Origin of the sequence: Bacteroides sp. AF29-11 (assembly GCF_003602895.1) — a bacterium.
Classification (GTDB): Bacteria; Bacteroidota; Bacteroidia; order Bacteroidales; family Bacteroidaceae; genus Bacteroides; species Bacteroides uniformis.
Window position 1 is genome coordinate 114,865 of sequence record NZ_QTLY01000008.1, and the last position, 25,389, is coordinate 140,253.

The 25,389-nt window shown below is 46.1% G+C and carries 16 protein-coding genes; 1 reads left to right on the forward strand and 15 read right to left on the reverse strand.

From position 1 onward, the window contains the following. Positions 1 to 2 precede the first annotated feature (2 nt). From DWZ03_RS14535 to DWZ03_RS14545, 3 genes are read right to left on the reverse strand one after another with little or no spacing between them, the layout of a single operon-like run. Positions 3 to 800, reverse strand: a complete 798-nt coding sequence (locus DWZ03_RS14535) for a Rossmann-like and DUF2520 domain-containing protein (protein ID WP_117749326.1) — start codon at positions 798 to 800, stop codon at positions 3 to 5. 4 nt (positions 801 to 804) lie between these two features. Continuing rightward, positions 805 to 1,140, reverse strand: a complete 336-nt coding sequence (locus DWZ03_RS14540) for a hypothetical protein (RefSeq protein WP_087332736.1) — start codon at positions 1,138 to 1,140, stop codon at positions 805 to 807. A gap of 2 nt (positions 1,141 to 1,142) precedes the next feature. After that, on the reverse strand, positions 1,143 to 1,679 hold the full coding sequence (locus DWZ03_RS14545) for a nitroreductase family protein (RefSeq protein WP_005826354.1): 537 nt from the start codon (positions 1,677 to 1,679) through the stop codon (positions 1,143 to 1,145). A 93-nt stretch (positions 1,680 to 1,772) separates the two neighbouring features. Here DWZ03_RS14545 and DWZ03_RS14550 point away from each other — a divergent pair, with 93 nt between their 5' ends. Next, positions 1,773 to 2,756, forward strand: a complete 984-nt coding sequence (locus tag DWZ03_RS14550; protein ID WP_005835764.1) for a GNAT family N-acetyltransferase — start codon at positions 1,773 to 1,775, stop codon at positions 2,754 to 2,756. 12 nt (positions 2,757 to 2,768) lie between these two features. Here the strand turns inward: DWZ03_RS14550 and DWZ03_RS14555 are convergent, their stop codons facing one another. The 12 genes from DWZ03_RS14555 to DWZ03_RS14615 form a co-directional block, all read right to left on the reverse strand. Continuing rightward, the gene (locus DWZ03_RS14555) at positions 2,769 to 5,348 is read right to left on the reverse strand and encodes an alpha-amylase family glycosyl hydrolase (protein ID WP_009036588.1); all 2,580 of its coding nucleotides are present in this window, start codon (positions 5,346 to 5,348) and stop codon (positions 2,769 to 2,771) included. A 171-nt stretch (positions 5,349 to 5,519) separates the two neighbouring features. Beyond that, positions 5,520 to 7,280, reverse strand: a complete 1,761-nt coding sequence (locus DWZ03_RS14560) for an AAA family ATPase (protein ID WP_009036587.1) — start codon at positions 7,278 to 7,280, stop codon at positions 5,520 to 5,522. A gap of 727 nt (positions 7,281 to 8,007) precedes the next feature. Further along, entirely contained in the window at positions 8,008 to 9,897 is a 1,890-nt protein-coding gene (locus DWZ03_RS14570) for a glycoside hydrolase family 13 protein (RefSeq protein ID WP_009036586.1), read from the reverse strand. A 69-nt stretch (positions 9,898 to 9,966) separates the two neighbouring features. Next, positions 9,967 to 11,067, reverse strand: a complete 1,101-nt coding sequence (locus tag DWZ03_RS14575; RefSeq protein WP_016273191.1) for a glycosyl hydrolase 53 family protein — start codon at positions 11,065 to 11,067, stop codon at positions 9,967 to 9,969. A gap of 100 nt (positions 11,068 to 11,167) precedes the next feature. Beyond that, on the reverse strand, positions 11,168 to 12,625 hold the full coding sequence (locus DWZ03_RS14580; RefSeq protein WP_009036584.1) for a DUF5115 domain-containing protein: 1,458 nt from the start codon (positions 12,623 to 12,625) through the stop codon (positions 11,168 to 11,170). 34 nt (positions 12,626 to 12,659) lie between these two features. Then, positions 12,660 to 13,832 (reverse strand): SusF/SusE family outer membrane protein, encoded by a 1,173-nt coding sequence (locus DWZ03_RS14585; protein WP_009036583.1) that lies wholly within the window; start codon positions 13,830 to 13,832, stop codon positions 12,660 to 12,662. A gap of 39 nt (positions 13,833 to 13,871) precedes the next feature. Next, a complete protein-coding gene (gene susD / locus DWZ03_RS14590; RefSeq protein ID WP_165859864.1) occupies positions 13,872 to 15,548 on the reverse strand; it encodes a starch-binding outer membrane lipoprotein SusD in 1,677 nt (558 codons plus the stop codon). Between the two features lie 20 nt (positions 15,549 to 15,568). Beyond that, positions 15,569 to 18,598 carry a SusC/RagA family TonB-linked outer membrane protein gene (locus DWZ03_RS14595; RefSeq protein ID WP_098032304.1) on the reverse strand — a complete coding sequence of 1,010 codons (3,030 nt, stop codon included), beginning with the start codon at positions 18,596 to 18,598 and terminating at the stop codon, positions 15,569 to 15,571. Between the two features lie 719 nt (positions 18,599 to 19,317). Continuing rightward, on the reverse strand, positions 19,318 to 21,795 hold the full coding sequence (locus DWZ03_RS14600; RefSeq protein WP_098032305.1) for a glycoside hydrolase family 2 TIM barrel-domain containing protein: 2,478 nt from the start codon (positions 21,793 to 21,795) through the stop codon (positions 19,318 to 19,320). A gap of 28 nt (positions 21,796 to 21,823) precedes the next feature. Continuing rightward, positions 21,824 to 22,999 carry an arabinogalactan endo-beta-1,4-galactanase gene (locus DWZ03_RS14605; RefSeq protein WP_120130312.1) on the reverse strand — a complete coding sequence of 392 codons (1,176 nt, stop codon included), beginning with the start codon at positions 22,997 to 22,999 and terminating at the stop codon, positions 21,824 to 21,826. A 77-nt stretch (positions 23,000 to 23,076) separates the two neighbouring features. Continuing rightward, complete coding sequence (locus tag DWZ03_RS14610) at positions 23,077 to 24,186, reverse strand: arabinogalactan endo-beta-1,4-galactanase (protein WP_057089222.1); 1,110 nt, start codon at positions 24,184 to 24,186, stop codon at positions 23,077 to 23,079. A 28-nt stretch (positions 24,187 to 24,214) separates the two neighbouring features. Further along, complete coding sequence (locus DWZ03_RS14615) at positions 24,215 to 25,384, reverse strand: SusE domain-containing protein (protein ID WP_009036576.1); 1,170 nt, start codon at positions 25,382 to 25,384, stop codon at positions 24,215 to 24,217. Positions 25,385 to 25,389: the final 5 nt, after the last annotated feature.

Sequence of the window (25,389 nt, forward strand, 5' to 3'; positions counted from 1 at the left end):
GGTTATCTTATTGCCAACCGATGTATATTCTCGCTAATCTCCCGATACAGTTCCAGCATTTGCGGCTCATCGGCAAGCATCCGCAGATGCTCGTCAATGACATTCTCATCATAGCGCACAGCCGGTCCTGTCTGTGCGGCAAGCGGTTCCAGCTCATGCACCTTGCGGGCCGTCTCGTCTATCAAGGGGAGCATTGCCTCGAACGGCAACCCGTACTTTTTCAGCAGTTCAGCAGCCAACACATACATGTGATTGGTAAAATTGCACGTAAACACAGCCGCCAGATGCAAACTTTTGCGCTGCTCAGAACTTGCTTCATACACTTTTTCCGATAGGGCAGAAGCAATGTCCTTCAGAAGCTGCACATCCTCTTCCGAGTTGCTTTCCACAAAACACGGTATCTGTCCAAAATCCACTTCACGCTGCTTACTGAAAGTCTGCATCGGATAAAGCACTCCATAACGCGCAACATGCCCCTGCCAAATATTCATAGGAATACTGCCGGCTGTATGCACCCATAAAGCATTCTCCTTTCCAGAAACAATCTGGGGTAATAATTCTACAAAAGCCGCGTCCTTCAGCGAAACGATATAAAGCTGCGCCTCCTTCGTAACCGCCTGCAGCTCCGTGGTATATGCAGCTTCCACCGTCTGTGCCAATCCCTGCGCCGATTCTTTTGTACGGCTGTAGACCTGCACAATACGAAACCCTTTCCGATAAAGAGCTTTTGCCAGATTAGTAGCTAGATTTCCGGCACCGATAAAGGCAATGGACGTATCTTCTATACTTCTTCCTGCCATACGCTTATCTTGTTGCCAACCAATACAGAATAGTCCCTAATACCAGCAACGCCAACGGCAGCAGATAAGCGGACATCGTACCGAGTAAGGCAGTTATCAACCCGAAGTTCAATATCAGCCACAAACCTATCAATACCAATCCCACTGACTTGTCATGCTTGAACAGCAGAAAAATCACTGCGGTATACAATAGAAAATTATCCTTATTCATCACCCACGGCAAGCCGATTGCAGAAAAATGCACCAATTTGTCCACCAAGTAAAGAATGCCGAATACAATCAGTGTGATGGCAGTGGCCTTATATGTATCACGGTTATTGTTTGCTTTTGCTGCACTCACTGTTACTTTCCTCCGTACTTATTGATATGTATCTTTTCCCACTGCAGATTGTCTTCGTTGAAAGGCTTGCGCTCCATCCCCTTATGGCCGATAGCAATAACACTAAGCACCTGCAGCTGTAAAGGAATATCCAACACCTCGTGCACATACTCGCCGGAAGGCATACCAGAAGCCGTAAAACGTTCGCGCACCTGCACCCAGCAGCTTCCCAGCCCCATATCTTCGGCTTGAAGTTGCAGGTAGATGGAAGCAATGGAGGCATCTTCTATCCACACGTCGCTTGCCAGCGGGTCGGCAACAACCACTACTGCCAATGCCGCATCGGCAATAAACTGCGATGCCTGCTCCTTGCAATAGGACAATTCCTTCAATTTATCCTTCTCGTCCACCACTATGAACTGCCATGCATTGCTGCGTTTCGACGTGGGTGCCATCAAGGCTGCTTTCATCAAAGTAACGACTTGTTCTTGTGTCAATTCTTCTTCTGTAAACTTCCGCATGCTGCGGCGTGCTTTTATCAATTCACTGAAACTTTCCATAATGATTTTATGTGCTAATATGCTAATGTGCACATCGACACATTAACAATAATTTTTGCAAAGATACGAGATTATTTTTTAAATTTGCAGACCATGCCTTTGAAACTCACTACATATTACCGTGGGAGCAAGGTTCCTGACCTGCCAGGCACCAACACCTTCCATTCCACAGAGTTGTTCCGAATCTACGAGGCAACTCCGGGGTATACCCCCATACTCATTGTGGCATCCGAAGATGACAAGCCCGTTGCGAAACTGCTTGCCGCCATACGTAAAAGTGTCCGCATGTTTCCACCCGGCATCATCAAAAGATGTGAGGTGTACGGTACGGGAGAATATTTCAATAACGAGGCAGACAAAGAGATTATCTTCAGTGACATGCTGCAAAGGCTTACCAATGAAGCATTGCGCGATTCTTTTCTCATCGAGTTCCGCAACCTGGAAAATGCCATGTTCGGATACAAATCTTTCCGGGACAACCAATACATCGCCATCAATTGGCTGCGGGTGCGCAACTCGCTGCACAGCGTCGAAAAGGTGGAAGAGCGTTTCAGCCCGTCACGTATCCGGCAAATAAAGAAAGGGCTCAAAAACGGCGCCCAAGTGCGGGAAGCACGTACCAAAGAGGAGATTCTCTGTTTTGCCCAGATGTTGCGCCACGTATATTCTTCCAAGATACGGCGCCACTTCCCCAGCATCAAGTTCTTTCAGCATCTCGAAAACCAGTTGACAAAAGGGCAGCAAAGCAAAATCTTCATCGTCACTTATAAGGAGAAGATTATCGGTGGCAGCGCATGCATTTATTCAGATGATAGCGCCTATCTATGGTTCTCTGGTGGCATGCGCAAGACTTATGCCCTGCAATATCCGGGGATTCTTGCCGTATGGAAAGCACTGGATGATGCCAAACAACGCGGATACCGCCACTTAGAGTTCATGGACGTGGGACTTCCCTTCCGCAGGCATGGCTACCGTGAGTTCGTTCTCCGCTTCGGGGGAAAACAAAGCAGCACCCGACGCTGGTTCCGTTTCCGTTGGAACTGGCTGAATCGGGTGCTGATAAAGATGTATGAATGATTTTTACCGAAATTAGAAATTAGTGTAGACTACATATCCATGAGCCGGTACATTGACCTGTGTATTTATTGTTTCACTCTTTCCGGTAAAATAATTGGTCCAGTTACCAGCTGTTGCCGGGAAAGCTACATCAACCGCATTATGCGTAAAGTTGCCCATAACAACCAGCTGCTTGCCCGTTACACTTTCTACCAACAATGAACGACCGTTGTCCCAATCAGAAACTCCGACCTTCCATGTCAAGATGGCACTTGAATCGAACAATTCCGGATGGGCGTTACGCAATTTCATTAAATCCGCATAAACATCGTGCAGCTCCTTGCGGTTAGTATTCTCCAGATACTCCCAATGCAACGGTTTCCTGCCCGTACGTCCATTCTCCTCAATGGAAATGTCATATCCCATCTCTCCAAATTGCCAAACCATCTTAGGACCTGGAACAGTAAGGAAGAATGTAGTGTTCAGCGCCAACTGATTCATGCGAGCATCAAGGTCGGTTTTCAGTATACCTTCACCCCATTGCGACTGTTTGTAAGCTGCGCGTTCTTCATCATGACTTTCCATAAAACCTACCCATGCAGGTGTTTTCTCATAAAGGCTGCTAAAAGAACTATTTTCAGCATATCCCATAGCCGACTGACAATAGGCATTATTCAGGTTGCGCCATAAGTGCATGCCATCTGCAGCCAGTTCATTTTCTTCCTTTGAATCACAGAAATGCTCCAGGATAACATAAGAGCCCTCTTTCACTTCCTTGATGGCAGCATTATAATCCTTTAGGATAGCAATGCGACTTGCATCGTAATTGGATGCCGTGCTTTCAGTACAAGAAGTCTGTGTGAATCCTTTCGTCAGGTCAAAGCGGAACCCATCCACCTTATATTCCTTCAACAAGAATTGCAGATTGCGCTTCACAAACTTACGCACTAACGGGCTTTCATGATTGAAGTCATGGAACACACTATAAGGATGAGGTGCTTCCACATTGAAATATGGATTATTCTTTGCAGTCTTATCACCATCCCAATAAAGTTTAGCCAGCGGATTGTTTCCTGTAGCGTGATTATAGACCACATCCAGAATAACTGCCATACCCGCCTCATGGCAAGCGTCAATAAACTGCTTATACATGGCCTTTGTGCCATAAGCCTTATCCATCGCAAAAAAGAAGCAAGGATTATACCCCCAACTGTCGTTTCCGTCAAACTCCTGCACCGGCATCAGTTCGATGGCATTGACTCCCATAGCCTTCAGATAAGAAAGCTTGCCCATTGCACCATTGATGTCGCTGGAGGCGGTAAAGTCACGTAGATGCAATTCGTATATCACCAATTGCTCAGGATTTGCTATTTTAAAGTCATTGACCTTCCAGTTATAACTGTCTTTCTGTATCTTGAAGGTCGAAACGATTCCTACTCCTCCCTCAGGATAAGCCATACTTTCGTTATAGGTAGAAGCCGGAATATATTTATCATTATCAGGATCAAGAATCTTTTCCGTATAGGCATCAGCCAGGCGAACCACTTCACCCGCCTTCGTACCTACATAATATTGGAAAGCATACTCTTTGCCAGCATCCAGCCCCGCCAACGTAATCCACCAACATCCGGAAGCATCATCACGATACATCTGCGATTTTTCGTCATTGCCCAATGTCCAGTTATTGAAGTCGCCCACTACATGGGCAAAGTCCTTATGATTCCCATTCGCATCTTTGTCATAAAGTACCAGTGTCACCGTAGAATTATCCACTACATTGATACCCTCGACCATACCGGCCGGCACTGCTGCAGTTTTAATTTCACCAGGAACAAAACCTTCATATTTTGTGTCGGTCACCTCAACAAAGGAATCCGATTCTATCCCTTTCTTATTGCCGTCTGCACTGCGAATCACTATTCCGAGCCGGTTCACCGGTGTCTTCCCGCTTCCAAACCATTCCCGGATATTCGGGCTCAGCGTAATGCTCCATACGTTGGCTTCGGTTGAAGTCATCTTACATTTATCCTTGTTTTCCGTCCACTCTGCCGGAACGAACAGCCAAGTTCCTTCACTGACCACACCAATATGCACATACACATCTCCTTTATGCCCATAGAGAGCAGACTTTGCATCCGCTTTAAAAGTAATTACAAGGGACTGGTCGGCATCCGGTGCTGCCGGTGTAAAACTCAAACCATCCGGAGCTACAATCGCATTGGCAGCCTGAGTGACAGATATTTCTTTCTTCTTCGAACCGGATACAATATTCAATTGTGCCGTCCGCGCTTTCCCTGTCTCATTCTTGCCGACAGAAACCATAATCGTAGCTTTCCCGGACGTACCTTTTGCCGGACTGATGTTGCACCAACCGGTATCTTCACCACTCAGCTCGGCTGTCCACTGCTGCCCGGCCTCAAAACTGACGCTTTGCGAAGAAGCAGCTTCACCAAAGCTAAAACCTTGCTCAAAGATTGATTCACTACCAGAAGCAGGGGTCAAATACTCCTGTAACTCCTCTTTATCGTCACTACATGCCGTGAATGCCAGCACTAAACTGAAGCATATTAAATGCCATAAAACAGAAATCTTACGTTGATTGATAATTTTCATAATATGAAGTATTCAAAGTTATCACTTCACAAATATAGCCGGAAAAGAAAGGGCAAACCGATTAACGCAAGAGAAAAGTAGCAGCAAGCTTACGGAAACGTTTGCATGGCAAGCAAATGTTCCCGTACCACCATGTTTTATGAAAGCTGAATGACAAACTTTTGTAGCCAATCAACCTACTTCCTCGCAGATACGCATTTCCATACCTTTATACACCACCACAATCTTATGCAACCGGGTGGCGCCGATGCCACGCTTCACCGTTTCCGTATCGGCATAGCGGTCGGCCTGGGCGATGGCTTCCCGGCGAAGTTCCTCCACACGGGTTTCGGAATCCTTATACTTGGCATATTTCAGTTCTACGATGTAGCTGTGCTTCATGTCGGAGTAGATTTCCAGCATCGGGCAGAGGAAAATATCTACATAACCTTCCTGCGTGTCCTGCTCGGAGACGGGACGGTAGAAACGGTTCTGCGCAGTCATGGCAAGGGTGAAGCCGTGGACGAAGGACTCGCCTTTCTGCTTGTCGCGCTGCGAGGCATAGCGGTGCAGGCAGTCGGCAATGTAGCCGAAGTAGGATTGCCAGTCGCCGTCGTAAGCCAGAGCCGAGGAAAGTTCGCTCTTTTCGTAACTGCTGAAACTCAGGTCGGCATCGTCGTAAGTATTCAGCAGATAGGTATAGAGCTGTTCCTGCACCACCATGTTGGGGATGGTGAGCCTTGCCTTTCCCTTATACGTGCCGCTGATGGTGAGCATTCCGAAGTAGTAGAGCAGACTGATGAAGTTGTCGGGATTGGTGATGCTGACGGCAGGGAAGCTGTCTTTCAGTTCACCGGTGATGAAGCCTTGACTCACGAGAGTCTGTATGACGGAAGCATCGTGGGCAAACTCCTTGTCCTTGCGGATGAGCATACGCAGTTTCTCGTAGTCAATGCGGATGTTGCTCTCTATCATGTTGCGTGGTGCTTTGCCATCATCAATGTAGTTCTTGACGAAGTAAAGCACCATATTGGAGTTGTACATCGTGGTTTCACCGTAGCATTCCTGCGCGAAGCAGTAGTTGTCGTACCACGGTTTCATCATCTCTATCAACTCGTCCACGCTGTGGTGGAAGGGGCTGTTTGCTGAATAATAGGCCAACATTCCGCGCACCTCCTCCTCGGTGAATCCCATCATCTGGTTGAACTTCGGCGCGAGGGAGTAGTTGGTGCCGATGTTGAAACCGCTGGTCAGGTCGTCCATCGTCACGGGGCTTACGCCGGTAATGAAGCAACGCTTGATGCTGGAATAAGTTCCTGCTTTCACCTTGTTGAAAAAAGAGCGCAGATAGCCTTCGCCATGCGTCTCATCCGTATAGCGGTGCAGGCTTTCGGGACTGGAAAGGATGGCGTTGGTGAAGTGGTCGTACTCGTCGATGAAGAGATACATATCCTGTCCGGCACGTGCGCAAGCCTGATAGAGGTAATCCAACTGCTCCACGGCTCCGCTCACCGCACGCAGTCCTTCCAGAGTATCTTGCGGAAGGAGGTCGGCGTATATCTTGCAGAAGTTCTCGAAAGTAATGCCGCAATGCGCGTCCAGCCCCTTGCGGTAGTCGTTCAGCTCGCCGCTGATGCCCGAGAAGTTGAGATAGAGCACCAGATAGCTATTGCGGCTCGGCGTGGGGTGTTGCCCGATGTACAGGTCACCGAAAAGGGCTTCGAACTTGTCGCGGGTGCGCACGTCGTAGTAGTGTTGCAGCATATTCAGCGTGAGGCTCTTGCCGAAGCGGCGCGGACGGATGAAGAAGAAGAAGCGGTCCGCCTCCTCTATCATGGGGATGAAGCGGGTCTTGTCCACATAATAATAATTGTCTTGGCGGATATCCGCGAAGTTCATCATGCCGTAGGGAAGTCTCTTTCTGCCGGGTACTATGTATTTCAATGGGTCCATCTGCTGTCCTCCTGCTATTTTTTCTATTTAATCCGTCCTTTTCTGCCGTTAACGACACAAAGATAACAAAAGAAATAAACTTTATCTTCTTCATGCCATCAGATTTTCGAGTCATTGCCCTGCTCAAGGATTACATAGGGCTATAAACAAGATGGAAAACAGCAGTAAGGTTACGGAAAATTTGCATGGCAAGCAGTTCTTTCGTTTTGTCTGCCAAGAATAACGGAATATTCAGCAGATTCGTTGTCTGTGAATTGATTCTTTTTCCATGCAAAAAAGATAATTGCCGGATAATTCGTTAGGAATCTTTCGTCGTTCTAAAGATGTCACAAAGTCTGCTTTCCATGCTGACAGATGCTTAAATACTTCTCTTCCAAACATAGCATTTCACGTTTTTGATATCAGAAACGTGAACTTTCTCACATTTCTGATATGAGTTTTGTGCAAAAACACACATTTTCGGCAGTAAGCCGAACTATTCATTTACGTGAACAATAACGCTCACTATAGTGAACTGTTGACATACAAGGTGTTTTAATACAACAAACATCTGTAATCAAGCATAGTAACGCCTTGCCCTCATGGTTACTCTCATAGCTATATGCCCGATGAATAAAGGGATGCAGTACATTATGAGAGCATGAGGGTAAAACTGCATTCAACTCTTAGCTGGCCCTGAAAATGTCTTCTGAAGCAAGACAAACAAAGTATTTGATCCGCAACGCAATCATAATTCAAGCATAAGCACTTCTTTCGGTTGTAGTCGGATAATTGCTCCTAACTTCACATCAGTATCTGTCAGCACATTCCTTGCATCGGTTTTATTTCCTATTACCTCCTTATAATGAGCCAAATCCCAATCGACCTCTTTATTTACCCCATTCATCACGACCAATATACTTTTCCCATTGTACGAACGTTCATATACATATATATTGTTGCGAGGCATAAAGTGCTTCATCTTGCCTTTGGAAATAACATCATTCCCCTTACGCCAATGCAGTAACTTTTTCATAAAACCGAAAGCTTCTTGCTGTATAGCCGTTCTCCCACTCTCTTCGAAAACACTGAGTGCATCTTCTTTCCATCCTCCCGACATATCCGGACGTATATATCCAAAATCAATTTTTGTAGTACCAGTCATCAACAGTTCCTGCCCATAATACAATTGCGGAATGCCAGGAATTGTCAATAACAAGACAACTGCCTGCTTATAGGCATCCAAAGAACTCGGAGTTTCCAATAAGAAACGATCAGAATCATGGTTCTCAAGCAAACGCATCACATTATTAATATCAGAATAGCAAAAGTCATAAGCCAAATGTTCAAAAACGAGTTGCAGACCGGTATTCCAGGAGGTTTCTTCATGAAAAGCCTTACTTGCCACTTCCCTTAAACGGAAATCCATCACAGACTTTAGTCCCGTATCGGCCTTCTCATTAACCAAACTGCCTTGTTGCCAATATGCAGCACCAACCGTATTATTAGGAATCATCACTTCGCCCACAATATTGAAATTGGGATACTCCTCAAACACTTCTCGACACCAACGTACCATCATGTCCGGATCGGGATATACATATGTATCTTGACGTACACCATCCAAATTGGCATATTCAATCCACCATATTGAATTCTGAATTAAATAATCAGCCACAAAATGATTCCTCTGATTCAAGTCGGGCATTGTGGGAACGAACCAGCCATCTGTCATCTCCTCCTTATCTATATCCGAGGCGTAAGGATCAAAAAAGACGGTTTTATCATGATTGGTCTCAACATATTTGTCCTTATCCCAATTATTAAACCAATTATGCATTGGCGGGTCAAGCAACCAAGGATGCTTGCTTCCACAATGATTGAAGACCATGTCCATTATCAATTTCATTCCACGCCGATGCAGGCACTCTGCCAACCGGACATAATCTTCATTTGTCCCCAACCGAGGGTCTATTTTATAATAATCAGTTGCGGCATAACCGTGATAAGAACCTTCTCCCATATCATTTTCCAACACGGGTGTTGTCCAGATGGCAGTAACTCCCAAACTATCCAAATAATCAAGATGTTGCATAATACCCGCCAAATCACCGCCATGCCGGGCATTGACATCTTTACGATTTACAGCATAGGGATAATTCATTTTTATTTGGTCATTGCTTTCATCGCCATTAGCAAAGCGATCCGGCATCAATAGATAAACAACATCAGAAGAATTAAATCCAACCTTTTCATCACCATTTCCTTGACGTTGTTTCAATTCATAAGAGCAGTTCAGTTTCTTCTTTCCTTTCACAAACTCAATATCGAACTTCCCCGGCATTGCCTCTTCCACATCTAAGTATAATACCAGATAGTTGGGGCTTTCCATTGGATGCACACTTTTCAGCACAACTCCCGGATAATTAATGACAGGTTTGTAAGCGCCTATATCATCACCATAAACCATCAATTGCAGTTGGGGATTTTTCATACCGCACCACCAAAAGGCCGGTTCTACTTTTATTGAAGATGTGGATTTTACTTCCACCAAATCAGCAGAAGATAAACCTTGCCATGCAGCGCTCCATTGGCACAAGCATAAAGCGAATAATGCAATAAAATATCTGGTTTTCATATCTATTTTAGATTTGCGCGTTCATTATAATTAGAATACAATTCAATCCATTGACGACTTTGGATGAAGTTAACGGATAAACCCACTGAATTCCTTCATCGCCGGAAGCGATTTACCAGTGCGATTATCAAAAAGCCCCCGATTCAGCCAACCTTCCGTCACCGTATTTCCGCAGGCATTTTCTTCGGGAAACCACCAGAATAGGCCGGTCACGTTGGCATGACGGCGCAATTCGGCTACCAGTTCGTGAGTAAAGATACGTTGCCCTTCAGTGCTGATGGGATAAAACTCAGAATACTGGTCCGCACTCTTTGCCCATTGGTCTTTCTCATGCGAATAATAGGCGGCAGTTTCCACAATCATGACTTCCTTATCGGGAAAATTTACAGCGAGAGAATCGAGCGTAGCACCAAGAACTCCCACCGCTTTGTGCCACATAGGATAATAACTAAGTCCGATAACATCATAATCGAGCTGTCGCAAATGGTTATAATAAGATTTCGTCTTGTCCCATTCGCCCGCCTTCTCTGTATGAATAATAATCTTTGCCCGTGGACATACTTCACGGCAGGCCTTGGCACCACTCTCCAATAGTTTTACAAGTATGTCCCAGTTATCCTTTCCAAGCGGCTCCACCTTCGCCGCAGGCCACATCATCCCGTTGGTTATCTCATTCCCCACTTGTATCAAGTCGGGGCATGCACCGGCTTTCACCATCACTTCAAGGCTTTTTCTGGTATATTGATAGACACTGTCGGGAAGCGATGCTACACCGCTATTTTTCCAACGATACGGCATGAACTGCTTGCCAGGGTCGGCCCACGTATCAGAATAGTGGAAGTCAAGCATAAACTGATACCCGGCTTTTTTTATTCTTTGCCCCAGTTTCATCACATAATCCAAATCTTGACACACGCCTTCTCCCTTATGCTCTGCCGAAGCCCTGTCCGGTTCCACAAACAAACGTACACGAATGGCATTCCAACCTTCTTCCTTGAAATATTCGAGGGGAGCGACAGCTTTTCCTGCTTCGTCACGATATACGGTTCCTGCTTCTTCGTAACTTGGCAACAAAGAGATGTCCCCACCAAGAAGACGCTGCTGTGCATGAATTCCCAAGCACAATACAAACAGAAAAAACAAAGTGGACATTAATCTAAAAGTCTTCATATCAATATCTGTAAATGATTGCTTAACGAAAACATAAAAGCCCTCTTCCTCGTATTTTCCATTGCGAGAAAAAGGGCTTTATTCTTATTTAAAAAAAAGATTATTTGAAAGAACCTATGCCGTCAGTAAAGTTCAAGTAAGCTTTCTGACCGGCAGCAACCTTTACTCGTTCTTGATCATTACCACTACCACGATATACAATCTTTCCATCGAGAACGATGAATTCAGTCTTCCACCAGTCGTAACCGCCAAAGTTCACACACATACGCACTTCATCGGCAGCGCCAAAGGCGGGAGAAACGAATTCGCCGTCTTTTCCCGTAGGAACGGTGAACTTGTTAACGTCTGCAACCTCCCATTTACCATCAGCAGCAGTACCGCCAATCAGATAAATATTCGGAGCAAGCACATTGACTATGCGGTCGGTTGTGTTCACTACGTGCAGTAAGTACCAACCGGCATTCTTAGCTAACAGATTGGTGCCATCAGCAGTCAAGCCGGCACCGGCTTCGTCATTAATCGTTGCCTCGCCACCAAAGTCATTTCCCCAACCGGCTTGCGGAGCAAATTTAATCTGTTCGCCAGCTTCCAGATATACAATAGTCCAGAATTCGCCTTCGGCACTATGAATCGGAGTTAACTGTTTCCATGTATCACCCCAACCATAGTTGCTGCCGGTCATAAAGAGGTCGATTGTCTTGATGGCAACTTTAAAGCTCATGTTGACAACATCCAGCGTAACTATAAAATCATTGATGCCGCTAATGGCAGGTGCTTGTGGGCTGGGGCAAGAAGGATCGCCAACCCACGTCAGGAAGTTTTCAGTCGCCACATCGCCATCTTCGAAAGTTCCCAATACACCGGGATTGATGTCGTCGTCCCAAGAAGGATTCGTTGTATCGTAAGCACGATAGAACTTGAACCAAGACTTCTCGGCAGTAGTTGTCACAACTGCCTTGTAAAGACCATCCCCAATCTTCTCCATCACAATAGGTTCATTTGCATTCCATTTCTGGAAATCACCCATCATGCAATATCCCTTCTCACTGATAGCGGGAGTAGTAACCGGAGTCAACTTCACCTGTGCAGTACCCGATGTAGATACAGCCTCACCGGTAGTCAATTTGGCTGCGGCATCCACATTTACATCCAGAGTACGCTCCACGTGGGCACGGCTGTTAAAAGCTTTTCGAACAGCCAAGTCAAGTTCCAACGTGTTTACCTTAACCTTCCCGTCTTTAAACGCTGCATCAATGGCGACGCCATTCACATTTACGCTTTTGAAGGCAATGGAAGCTATATTCGCATTGCTGCTTGACAATGAAGCAATCACAACCGAATCTACTTTAAGACCTTCTGCATCATCAGCGTATTTGGCATATACATCGTCCATCACAATGGCAGCGTCAGTACCCGCCGCATAATTAATCTCATATTTGGCAGCAGCATCCTCCGGAGAATTGGATTGGGGGTTAGCCCAATCCGTATAATCATCCGTACAAGCACCTAAGGTAATTCCGGCAAGGAACATACCTGCGAGTATTTGATTTTTCTTCATAATGTTTTTCTTTTAAAATAGATTATCATTCAGGTTATTTCACCTCACCCGTTTCGTTGGCATCTACACCCGGAGTACCGAACTTGACGTACAGCTTCTGGCCTGCAGCAGGAACCACACTGTAATCAGAGCCCTTGTCGTTGGCCCAGCTGTCAGGAATGTTGAGATTACGCCAGAATACATTACCTTCGAAGAGTGTAAACTCTGTGCGCCACCACTCGAACGTACCAGCTTTTACGTAAGCGCGCATTTCGCCTCCGCCTACAAATGCCGGAGACACCCAAATGCCACTACCATCGGCAGGAGCCGTCAACTGCAAGGCAGGACTTGCTTCATCCCATCCACCGGTAGCATTACCAATGATATAAAGAGCCGCAGGATATACGGTCAGAGTATAGTCAATGGCTTCACCGTTAATCTTAGCCTTGAAGCAAAGTGTATACCAGCCACCTTTTGCAAACTTGATGTTACCACCATCATCCGAGATTCCGGCTCCGGCCTCGTCAGCGTAAGTCTTCACATCGGCATAGCCCAACCATTGTTCAGCGAAAGTACCCCATTTGAAAGCGCCTCCGTCGGCAATATATACCACTGTAAAATAATTACCGTCCAGACCGAACACACCGGCAAACGGCTTCCAAGTCTTCCAAGCTTCACCAATGTCAGAACCTGCAATGAACAACTTTTCGGGCAACGTGATGCTCGGGGCCTGATAGGTAGCCTTCACTTGCAGTTTGATTACGTTAGAGTAGCAACTGCCCAACTCCAACTTATTCACGTTAGCATGCAAACGCACATAAAGGTCTTTCACCTCGTTAGAAGGATATTCCACACCTTCATTAGCATCCTGGAACATAGTAACTACAGCATCGTTCATTCTCTTGCCCGACACTTTGATGGAAGTAGAAGTGGAACTTGTCACTACCTTATACACAGGTTCTTCTGCGCTAAAATCGTCAAAGGAAATCTCCACATCATAGTTAACGCTCAAAGGTATACCACCATAATCCGGCTGGCTGGTAGTAAAAGTGAGTTCATCGGCAGTCAGCAAGTCCAATACATTATTGGCTGCGTTGGCAGGCATATTCAATACAAATCCTGTAGTATTTTCGTGGAATGTAGGATTGCTATCTATATCCTTCTCACAAGAGGTGACCAACACCAATGCAAGGACGGGAAGCAACATTCTTAACAATATTTTTTTCATATTATTGTTTCGATTTTAATAAATTCGACAATTATTCTATTAGTAACGCGGGTTTTGAGTCAAGTTCTTATTACCATTGATGTCATCAGCCGGAATAGGATACACGTTGAAGAAATCTTCCACGCTCTTGCCTTCGGCTACACCACCCTTGAAATCCCAGAGGTACCCATCACCTGTGAAAAGGCCAAAACGAATCAAGTCACTGCGACGACGGCCTTCCATATAGAACTCACGGCACCATTCGTCAATGATATATTGTTCGGTGATGGTGGCTGGAGTAGAAGCGCCTGCACGGTCGCGCAAAACTTTAATATCATCGCGAGCCTGCTGTGGGTCACCGCTCAAACGGAACTTAGCCTCGGCACGGGTCAGATACATTTCGGCATAACGAATCAAAGGAATGTCCACATCAGGGAATTCATTGTGTGAGGTGGCTGCACCATCTGTGCGGATATTGCTCCATTTCACGATAGAAAGACCGGAATTGAAGCCTGCAATCTGATCGGCCTGCAATTTGCGGAGTCCGCCACCGCAACCGGAATAGAACAATGCACGGTCATCATTCGCTTTCGCCTGCACATCTTTGGTTGTAGTACCTGCCGCCTTATCAAGCGCAATAATATCAGCTTCGGTAGCATCTTTGGGAGCAGCCTCAGTAGCAAGCGGACAATCCTCGATAGTAGAGAAGAATTTCTTAACCAAAGCAGCACGAGAGAAGTTACAACTCCAGCCGTTGGAAGTACCTATATAGGGCATTCCGGGGATACGAGTGGAACTTACCAAATAGTTGGCACCACTATAACACTTTGTCTTGGCACCATCTTGGCGAATGGGTAGAATGATTTCTTTCATGGCTTGTACGTTCTGATCGTTGTCGGCCATAAATACCTGTTCGTAGCCGGTATAGCCATTCTTCTCTGCTTTAGAAAGCTCGTATTTTCCATCAAGCAAGTTACAATAGTCGATAGCCTTCTGGTAATCTTTCACGGCACCTTTAGTATAAACCTCCGAGTTCAAGGCCAAACGGGCGTGAAGCATATAAGCAGCTCCCTTGTCGGCACGGCCAAAATTGGCGGAATTATTGAACTCACCCACTTCAGCAAGCTGCGGTTCTATATCGGTCAATTCCTGGTCAATCCAGTCGTAAAGGTCTTTACCGGCCTTCTCTACCGGCAACTCGTAAATGTCGTATGTAGTCTTGAAAGGAGCTTTGCCCCAAAGGTCAAGGAAATACCACAGATGAAGAGCACGCAGGAAACGAACCTCAGCACGATAAAGTTTGTAATTGGGGTCATCAGCCTTATCTTCAGTGTTAGTAAGATAGAAGTTGCAAAGTGTCACATCAAATGCCAAACGTTGGAATGTCCATTGCACACGAGGAGATGAAGCCGTCCAGTCGATATTGGTGATTTGAGGAATATCGGTGTCAGTCTGCCAAGCCCAAAGACATTCATCAGTACAGAGTTCCTGCAAATTGAATGTAGTACGGTAAAATCCACTTTCACCTTCATCACTACTGATATCGCCACTACCGGCAGGACCTTTTTGCCCTGTCAGGCCCAGCGTACTGTAAACTTTCGCCAGCAATTCCATATCTTCATAAGACGAACTGGATTGCGGGTCGATGGACGAAATATTCAAGTCGTTGATACACGACGTTGCCACTCCACCTATCAGAAGGGCGGCAAGGGCTGTTTTCAAAAATATATGTTTCATCTTTATATACATTTAACGGATTAGAAATTCAGGCTCAAGCCAATTTGAATACTGAAAGGACGTGGATAAGGATTGGAGTCGATACCGCTTGCCACTTCAGGGTCGATACCTTTGTACTTGGATATAATGAATGGATTTTGAGTAGTAACGAATGCACGGCCGGAACATGTTTCATGACCTGCGACCTTGAACAGTGCGGGGAAAGAATATCCCAAAGTAATGTTGGAGCACTTCAAGTAGGAAGCATTACGTACGAAATAGTCACTCAAATAGTTGTCGTTGCCGGCTCCTACACCTGTAAAGCCCAATGCCACAGCTTCGGGAGTAGAGTTGTGCAGAGCACTGTTGGAATACAGACCAGACTGGCTGACCACTGCACGGTTGGACAAAAAGTCATAGTAAACATAGTTACCGAGGGAAGCACGGAAAGACATGCTCAAATCCCAATTCTTATAGAGGAATTTAGTGGTAAAGCCCATGATGACATCGGCAGAGGGTTTCTTGTAGAAATAGCGGTCACCATTGTCAATACGTCCGTTACCGTCACGGTCCACATACATACCTTCAATGGGTTTGCCATTCTCGTCATATACTTGCTGATATACAAAGAATGAGTTAGTAGATTCACCTACCGTATTGGCCTGGATCAAAGTATTGTTACCACGACCGATTTTATCTCCGGCCCATGCATAATAGCCTACTTCACCATCTACCAAGTCGGTAATCTCATTGTGATTCCAAGCGACATTATAGCTTACATCCCAAGTGAAATCTTTTGTAACAATGGGTTTTGCATTGATGGAGAATTCCACACCATAATTCTTCAACGAACCGATATTCTTGGTCAACTGAGAACCGAACTGCATACCAACAGGAATAGTGATGGAGTTCAGCAAATCCTTCGTTTCACGATAGTAACCATCAATATTAGCAGTGATACGGTTGTTCAAAAAGCCGAGGTCGAAACCAGCATTATAAGTAGTAGTAGTCTCCCACTTCAAGTCGGGGTTATAAGCCGATGGACGCATTGTACCATAGTAAGTATCACCAAAGGGATACTGGGCAAAAGAGTCGCTTGAAGTATAATGAGTTTCATAACCGAAGTCAGTTTTGATATCCTGCTGACCGGTCATACCCCAACCCAGACGAAGCTTAAACTCGTTCCACCAGGTAAGCTTTTTCATAAATGCCTCTTCATTGATTTTCCATGCCAATGCCACTGAAGGGAAGTAACCCCATCTGTTGTCATCAGAGAAACGAGAGGAACCGTCGGCACGGAACGTAGCCGTAAGCATGTATCTGTTGAGTAAAGTATAGTTCAAACGGCCGAAGTAAGAAACCAAAGAACTGTGAGTGGCCCATGCCTGTTCTTCTCTCAGCTTAGCGTCATGAGGTTCACCATTGTAAGGGTCGGTACCCTGCCCGTAGTCATAACCACTGCGGTGGAAATGGCTCTCTTCACCACCAACCATAATGTCAAAGTTATGTGCACCGATTTCTTTCACATACTGGGCATAAGCATTGGCAGTGATACTATATTTATAAGTCTGAGTCACGCCGTTCCAACCGTAGTAGTTGGGGCTATAAGCATATTTAGAAGTTATATCGTCCTGCTTGCTCTCTGTGTACTGACCTCCATAACTTGCATGCAGACGCAAATCCTCAAAGCCATGTACCTTATAATCCACATCAAAATTACCCGTAAAGTCATTGGCTACAGCTTTCGTTTCTTTGAGCATCAGCAGAGCCAAGGGATTCTGGGGAGCGTTGGGGTTATTAGTATATTTCCACTCGGGATTGAGGTCCTTGGGTGCCTGCGTATGCTGGAAATAGCCGCCAAAGAAAGGAGCACGCTCATCATCAGCGTCGAAATAAACAGGCTGCGTAGGATCCATTGAGAGGGCTGCTCCTATCGCACCGCCTGCATCAGCATAACGGTCTTTTTCGTACATATACTTGGCATTAATCTTCAAATTGAGATGATTGTCAAAGAAAGAGGGAGAAAGGCTCAAGCCGACATTGGCACGACGCATCCAAGAGGTTTCGACGATACCGTCAGAAGAATTATATCCCACACTCAAACGGTAAGGCATGTTCTTCAAACCGCCGGACACCGATACATTGTGGCTGTGAGAGATGGCTGTACGGAAAATCAAGTCCTGCCAGTCGGTATTGGCCTTGCCCATACCGACTTCACCGGCTTTGTCGCCCCACATGTTATTAATAAGATCGCGGAATTCATCGCCATCAAGCACATCATACTTTTTCTGGACCATAGAGATGGTCATGTCACCATTGTAGGATACTTTGGGAGCAGATCCGCTCTTACCTTTCTTCGTAGTAATGATGATAACGCCATTGGATGCACGGCTACCATAGATGGCAGTGGCCGAAGCATCCTTCAAAACGGTGAAAGTCTCGATATCGTTCGGATTGACCATCGCCAAAGGATTACTCATGCCTTTCGGAGTTTCGTTATCGATAGTCAAACCATCGATTACAATCAGCGGGTCATTAGAAGCATTCAGAGAAGAACCGCCACGTACACGAATCTGCGCACCGGCGCCCGGGGTACCTCCCGCAGTGATAACGTCCACACCGGCAACTTTACCGACCAACATATCCTGCGCATTGTTGGTGATACCTTTACTGAGTTCATCCGGTTTAATAGCAGTAACCGAACCAGTCAAGTCATCTTTCTTAGTGCGGCCATAGCCCACAACAACAACTTCGTCCAGCAATTCGCTATCTTCTACTAAAGTTACGATGATACTGGGAGCCGCAGCCACTTCCTGAGTTTTATAACCGATGAAAGAAATAACCAAAGTGGAACCCTTCGGAACATTTAATGAGAAATTACCATCCAAATCGGTAATAGTACCATTTGTAGCATTCCCTTTTTCCACTATACTCGCGCCTATCACGCCACCCAAGGCATCTTTCACATGCCCTTTCACAGTGATGTTCTGTGCATAAGCGCCTACAGACAAGAATAGCCCTAAGATTAGGGTAAGAATCGTTTGACAGATTCTAAGATTAACTTGCTTCATGCATTTAATAAATTAAAGTTAACAATATTAATTACCTATATATATTATTCGAAAAATAATTTTCGTACTTTCGCTTTCCAACGTCTTTCAAGTACCCAAAGCATGACGCAACAAAAATATGCTTTATTACTTTAGTAAAGTATAAAGAGAGTGTAAAATGTGGGAAACGAACAGTGCAAACGATTGCATGCGGTTGCACAAGATAGAAAAATCACTTGATATATCATAATACAGCGCTTCTCTCCACTCTACATGTGGTATTCTTGCACATAACATATATGTTTATTCTGCTGAAGTACAGAGATTTTCACCGCCTAACGGCCGTTAGGCGATTTGTTGATGGCCGTTGGCAGATCGCTTTACGGCCGTCAACAAATCGCTTTACGACCGTTAAGCACTACACAACATCAAGACAAAACAAAAGAAACACAAAGCTTTTACTGAAGAAATGCCATGCATGTATAAACCAAGCAACATACTTTCAGGATATGAATAACGTGTCTGCACAATATTAATATGCCATTAACACGATATTAACAAAATGGCCGACATGATATTAACTTGTTACATTACAACAAGTTAACATCATGTCGGCCCTAAAAACAGAGGTGGAAGCAAAATTTGCTTCCACCTTTTTCTGTTGCTTCCACCGCACTTCAAATACCGATGAACAAAGAGTTACAGAGCAGGTGTGGTAGAGTGGAAGCAAATAGTGCTATTTATTTCTCTGAAGTATAAAGTACCAGCTTTCCGGACTTCAATCCTTTAGCCCTTGCCTCAAACACAATCTCACCGGCTTGCTCGCCACTCTGCACAATAGCCGTCAGCTGACCGCTGAAAGCCGGCATCTTGGGCAGATGGAACAAATCGAGGCTGGTAGCATCTCCATTGGCAGCAGCACGATATTTTCCGGCACCCTTCACCGAGAAGTTTACCATGCGGCTGTCTGCCGGACAAAGGTTACCGTCCTTATCCACGACACGGACTGTGATATATGCCAGGTCCTTACCATCGGCAGACAAGCGGGTGCGGTCGGCAACCAGCTCCAGATGATGGGGCTTGCCAGCGGTACGAATCACCTTTTCTTCTGCAGGCTTACCGGAAGCATCATAAGCTACCACTTTCACTTCGCCCGGTTCATAAGGAACATCCATCCACATCAAGCGATAGCGACGCTGCAAAGCAAGGGAGTCCTGACCTTCCAAAGCACGGCTTTCATCAGCAGTAAGTTTCCGCTGTTTGCCATAACTCTTTCCGTTGACGAACAGTTCGGCACTGGGATAGCTGGTGTAAACAAAAACCGGAGTATTCTCCCCTTCCCTGCCCGGCCACGTCCAGTGCGGAAGGACATGCAGGGTATTTGCCTGCTTGTTCCATAGGCTGCGGTACAGATAGAAACGGTCTTTGGGGAGGCTTGCCAAGTCTATGATACCGAAAACGGAGCTGTGGCTGGGCCAGGAATCCGTACTATAAGGAGAAGGTTCACCCAAATAATCAAAGCCCGTCCAGACGAACTGTCCGATTGTCCAGTCATAATCATCAGCCAAAGCAAAATCCTCATCGGGAAGATTCGACCAGGAACAACACTCCACATCATAACCGGAGCACTGATGGTCATCGTACATCACACTGGCACCCTTCTGTACGGGAAATTTATAGACACCACGAGAACTTACAGTGGAAGCCGTCTCCGAACCGAGCACAATATTCTGTGGAAGAGTCTCATAAGACTCCACATAACGGTGAGCCCGATAATTAAGACCGGGTACATCAATCATTGCCGCAAACCCGTTGGCAAGCACACAAGTCACCTGGTCCATACCGCAAGTAACGGGGCGTGTAGGGTCTTCGCGATGGCAAATATCCTGCAGGAAAGAAGCCACTTTGTAGCCCTCGGGACTACATTGGGTAGGAACCTCATTTCCTATACTCCACATTACCACACAAGGATTGTTCCGATAATGATGCAGCATGTTTACCATATCCTTTTCTGCCCATTCGTTGAAATAGCGGTGATAACCATTCTCACATTTGGCAATATCCCATTCATCGAAAGGTTCCAACATCATCATAAAGCCCATCTCGTCACAGAGTTCCACCAATTCGGGTGTAGGCATATTGTGGGAGGTACGGACTGCATCACATCCCATATCCTTCAATAATGTCAACTGACGGCGAAGAGCAGCCACATTGACAGCCGCACCCAACGGGCCCAAATCGTGGTGATTGCATACCCCCTGGAATTTACGGTGCTTACCATTCAGGAAGAATCCCTTATCAGCTATAATCTCAATGCTGCGGATACCAAAACGCGTGGTATATTCGTCAGTCTGTTTGCCATCTACATAAATCTTAGATACTGCCTTATATAAATAAGGTGTCTCAGGGGACCACAGAGACGGAGCATTTATCAGAAAATTCTGCTCAAATGGCTGTCCGTGATTAATTTTCCGGCTATTATCCTTACGGGCTACTATCTTACCGTCCGGCGCAATAATATCAGTAGAAATACGAACATCCGCATCACCGGCATTCCGTATTGTAGTACGCAGACGCACGGAAGCGTATTCAGCAGAAACATGCGGTGTGGTGAGCTGTGTACCCCAAACTGGAACATGGACACGTTCCGTAGTAACTAGGCGGACATTGCGATACAATCCCGCCCCCGGATACCAACGGGAGGACTGGGGCCTGTTTTCCAGACGGACAGCCAGCACATTGTTTTTACCGTCGGCATTCAGCAAACCGGTAACATCGCAATGAAAAGAGTTATATCCGAAAGGCCAGAAACAAGCTTCTTTCCCATTGACATAGACCCGAGCCTCACTCATAGCACCATCGAAAACCAGAGTGACCTGCTTGTCGGCAGGAGCATCAAAAGCCGTACGATACCAACCGACACCCACATAAGGCAACCCTCCGGTACGCCCGGTCTTTACGGAAGCTTGCTTTTCAAGGTCTTGCGTAACCGCTACCTCCTGCAAATCGTTGTTGCGGTCGAACGGACCAAAGATGGCCCAATCATGAGGAATGGTCACTGTTTCCCACTTACTGTCGTCGAAATTTGTTTGTGTTGCTTCGGGAACATCTCCCTTGGTGAACTTCCAGTTCTTTTCCAACAATGCTTCTGTACGCTGCGCCATTGCCGCCAAGGCAAAAAAGGCGCAGCAGGAAAAGATAAGTATTGTCTTTCTCATTCTTCTTTAAAAGATTTTGTTAATATAATTATTTAAAAGCATCCATTATCACAGTGGGGCGGCCGTCTTCAGTGAATGCCCCCAGCCGATATTGGTTCGGCCTGCATTCCGGTTCCCAGTAGAACACACCCTTGCAGCGTCCGTCAGTATTCTCTTTGCACTCTTTCAGGACACGGGCCAGTTGGCGTTTCCCTTCTGCCAGTACGGAAGCACTTGCCAGGTTCCCTTTGTCGTCGGCACACTCCATACCGGTTTCCACCACCATCACATCACAGTTATACTTCGCACTTACCGCTTTGATATTTTTGATGCAGTCCGTAATAACGGCATCAGCCGCTGTATATTCCGGCTTGGCATCGCGCGACCAGTAAGGATAGAGTGACATACCTATCATATCCCACTTGCCTCCGTTCTTCTTCAGTTCGTCGAAAAACCAGTTGAACAAACCATTGTCCCATCCGTTGTCCAGGTGAACAATGACGATGGCATCGGGGCAGACCGACTTCACGGCATCATATCCGGTAGTGATAAATGCGCCGAGATTGGCCCAATTCATGGGATATACCACCTCGGAAGAAGCGTTTGCCGGAGCATCTTTCAAGTCGGATTCCTTCACGTCATAGGATGCGCCGCTCAAAGCCTTGTCTTTATCCCACAGCATGCCCGGACGGATTTCATTGCCCACTTGCACCCATTTGGGAGTGACACCGACCGCCTTCAGTTCCCGAAGCACACTCACCGTATGGTCGCTGAGAGCTTTCTTCAAGTCCGCCAGATTCTTACCAACCCATGCGGCAGGTTTATTCTGCTGGGCGGGGTCTACCCACCAGTCACTGTAGTGGAAATCTATCATCACATCCATATTCAGCGCTTTGGCTCTTTGGGCCTTCACCACCACGTCGGCAGTATTGCACCAGTTGTCGCTCGGGTCTACCCATACACGGATGCGGATGGCATTGAGTCCCAGCTCCTTCATCAAAGCCGTGCATTCACGCTTCTCGCCTTTAGCATTGTAGAAGTCGTATCCTTTGGATTCATATTCGGTGCACCAGCCTATGTCGGCACCTTTAGCAAAGTCCGTAGTAAGAGGCTCTTCCTTATCGGGAAGTCCACCTGCGTTGGGGTCTGTCTCATTATTGCTGCTGCATGCAAATACAGCAAAGGCAATACAAAAAAAGAAAGTCAAAAACTTCATGTGTTTCATGGCGTTATCTTAATTATTTCCGCAAATATAATAATTTAGCACATTTACTAAGGGATGAGGTTCCCAATAATTTGAAATCAACGGTCAATCGGCTGTACAAACCGTCTGAGCTCTTCCATTGCCGGAAGCACCTTTCCCGTATGGTTATCAAAGAGTCCACGGTTCAACCATCCCTCCGTCACAGTATTGCCACTGGCATTCTCCTCGGGAAACCACCAGAACAGCCCGGTTACATTGGCATGACGGCGCAGTTCAGCTACCAGCTCACGAGTGAAGATACGTTGCCCTTCTGCACTGACCGGATAAAACTCGGAATATTCGTCCGCACTTTTTGCCCATCTGTCATTCTCGTGCGAATAATAAGCTGCAGTCTCCACTATCATCACCTCCTTATTCGGGAAGTGGACTGCCAAAGAATCGAGCGTAGCGGCAAGTACCCCCACCGCCTTGTGCCACATAGGATAATAACTGAGTCCGATAATATCATAATCAAGCTGCTGCAGACGATTGTAGTAGGTCTTGGTTTTATTCCATTCGCCGGCTTTCTCGGTATGGATAATTATCTTTGCTTTGGGACAGACTTCACGGCAAGCCCTGGCGCCACTTTCCAAAAGTCTCACTAACAAATCCCAGTTATCACTTCCCAACGGATCGACTTTGGCAGCAGGCCACATCATCCCATTCGTTATCTCATTTCCTACTTGTATCAAATCGGGACATGCACCGGCTTCCACCATAGACCGAAGGGTGTTTTTAGTGTATCGGTACACACTGTCAGGCAATGAGGCCGTTTCGGCATCCAGCCAACAGTCCGGCATGAACTGTTTCCCCGGGTCAGCCCATGTATCGGAATAATGAAAGTCGAGCATGAACTGATAACCCATATCCTTTATCCGTTGTCCGAATTTGGTTACGTAATCCAAATCCTGGCATACTCCTTCTCCCTTATGCTCCGCGGAGGCTTTGGAAGGCTCAACGAAAAGCCGTACACGAACAGCATTCCAACCTTGTTCCTTGAAAAAGTCAAGGGGAGCAACCGGCTCTCCAACTGCATTTCTATATACAGTTCCTGCCGCCTCGTAAGAGGGGAGCAAAGAAATATCTCCCCCCAAAAGACGCTGCTGGGCATGCCCCAACAAAACTTGGAAAGCCAGCAGAATTCCTGAAAACAATACTTTTTTCTTCATATCGAATCTTACCTTATTATTTCATTAATTATTTGCTGAAGAAATGATAATAACCGTCAATGTCATTCAGGATAGCTACGTATTTGCCGGCAACTACCGGAATATTGGCACCTCCGTTCACTCCGAATCCATATGGGAAAGTGGAAGCTCCCCAGTTGGGGGTCCATCCAGCATATAAGAATTTTGCCGTGGTATCTCCACTTGTCGCATCCAACTCATACTTCCAGACATGATTGACCACACCTTCAACCGTATTTACGGGAATCATCTTCGTATCAGTACCCCAACCGTTGAAGTCACCGGAAATCAATAATCCATCATAAACATTTTTCGGTTCATCAGTGGCAACGATGGAGAGAGTGTTCTCTTTCGTGTTCAAGGAAATCTTATAATATCCACTGGCAGGAACATAAAAATCACTTCCCTCACCATCGGCATCCTTGAGACGCGGTTTGTTGAAGTCACCTCCATCAGCTCCCCACTGGTCATCCCACTCACCGGGCACCCTTACAATCTTGAAACCTTTGTCGGACGGGAAGTAACCGGTATAGGTCAATTCTCCCTTACCCGTAACATCATCATACTTGGCACCTTCCACCGGTGACAATGGAATGACTCCCGTACCTACTTCGCTTCCCCAAGAACCATCACCGATACAGCTTCCAATCAAGTACCACAGTTCCGGAGCAGCTGATACCAAAGCTACATAATAGGGAGCAACAGAAAGTTCTATGACATTTGAATAGCACTCGTAACCGGCATTCAGCCTTGCCCTCATTCTCACGTACAAGGATATCCCTTCAGCAGGCAGTTGGCTCGGGTCAGTATAATTGCCCAATTTCATGATAGCTTTGTTCACCAAATCAGCCGCCGCACCAAACTCACATACTGTGACAGAGCCGTCCATTTCGATATATGTAGCGTCATCCGCTTCTGCAGAAGTGGCGTCATTCCAGGTACCGGAGACAGAAATCTGCGCATAATACTTGACGGGAGCCGTATAACCATAGTCTGGTTGTTCATAGGTCAACCTAATGGAGTCTGTGTTAGCCAAGTCATATACACCGCCTCCTAAGGCAGGCATATTCAGTTCGAAAGTACTGGGTTGCTGTACTGTCGGATTGGAGTCTCTATCATCTGTACATGCAGTGAACATCGCCAATCCCGCCAACAACAAAGTGAATAAATATCTTTTCATATTCT

What these genes read in the sequence shown, in the direction of transcription:
- DWZ03_RS14535 (WP_117749326.1), bottom strand. Translation starts at nt 800, where the DNA reads ATGGCAGGAAGAAGTATAGAAGATACGTCCATTGCCTTTATCGGTGCC.
- DWZ03_RS14545 (WP_005826354.1), bottom strand. Translation starts at nt 1,679, where the DNA reads ATGGAAAGTTTCAGTGAATTGATAAAAGCACGCCGCAGCATGCGGAAG.
- DWZ03_RS14550 (WP_005835764.1), top strand. Translation starts at nt 1,773, where the DNA reads ATGCCTTTGAAACTCACTACATATTACCGTGGGAGCAAGGTTCCTGAC.
- DWZ03_RS14555 (WP_009036588.1), bottom strand. Translation starts at nt 5,348, where the DNA reads ATGAAAATTATCAATCAACGTAAGATTTCTGTTTTATGGCATTTAATA.
- DWZ03_RS14560 (WP_009036587.1), bottom strand. Translation starts at nt 7,280, where the DNA reads ATGGACCCATTGAAATACATAGTACCCGGCAGAAAGAGACTTCCCTAC.
- DWZ03_RS14570 (WP_009036586.1), bottom strand. Translation starts at nt 9,897, where the DNA reads ATGAAAACCAGATATTTTATTGCATTATTCGCTTTATGCTTGTGCCAA.
- DWZ03_RS14575 (WP_016273191.1), bottom strand. Translation starts at nt 11,067, where the DNA reads ATGAAGACTTTTAGATTAATGTCCACTTTGTTTTTTCTGTTTGTATTG.
- DWZ03_RS14580 (WP_009036584.1), bottom strand. Translation starts at nt 12,625, where the DNA reads ATGAAGAAAAATCAAATACTCGCAGGTATGTTCCTTGCCGGAATTACC.
- DWZ03_RS14585 (WP_009036583.1), bottom strand. Translation starts at nt 13,832, where the DNA reads ATGAAAAAAATATTGTTAAGAATGTTGCTTCCCGTCCTTGCATTGGTG.
- susD (WP_165859864.1), bottom strand. Translation starts at nt 15,548, where the DNA reads ATGAAACATATATTTTTGAAAACAGCCCTTGCCGCCCTTCTGATAGGT.
- DWZ03_RS14595 (WP_098032304.1), bottom strand. Translation starts at nt 18,598, where the DNA reads ATGAAGCAAGTTAATCTTAGAATCTGTCAAACGATTCTTACCCTAATC.
- DWZ03_RS14600 (WP_098032305.1), bottom strand. Translation starts at nt 21,795, where the DNA reads ATGAGAAAGACAATACTTATCTTTTCCTGCTGCGCCTTTTTTGCCTTG.
- DWZ03_RS14605 (WP_120130312.1), bottom strand. Translation starts at nt 22,999, where the DNA reads ATGAAACACATGAAGTTTTTGACTTTCTTTTTTTGTATTGCCTTTGCT.
- DWZ03_RS14610 (WP_057089222.1), bottom strand. Translation starts at nt 24,186, where the DNA reads ATGAAGAAAAAAGTATTGTTTTCAGGAATTCTGCTGGCTTTCCAAGTT.
- DWZ03_RS14615 (WP_009036576.1), bottom strand. Translation starts at nt 25,384, where the DNA reads ATGAAAAGATATTTATTCACTTTGTTGTTGGCGGGATTGGCGATGTTC.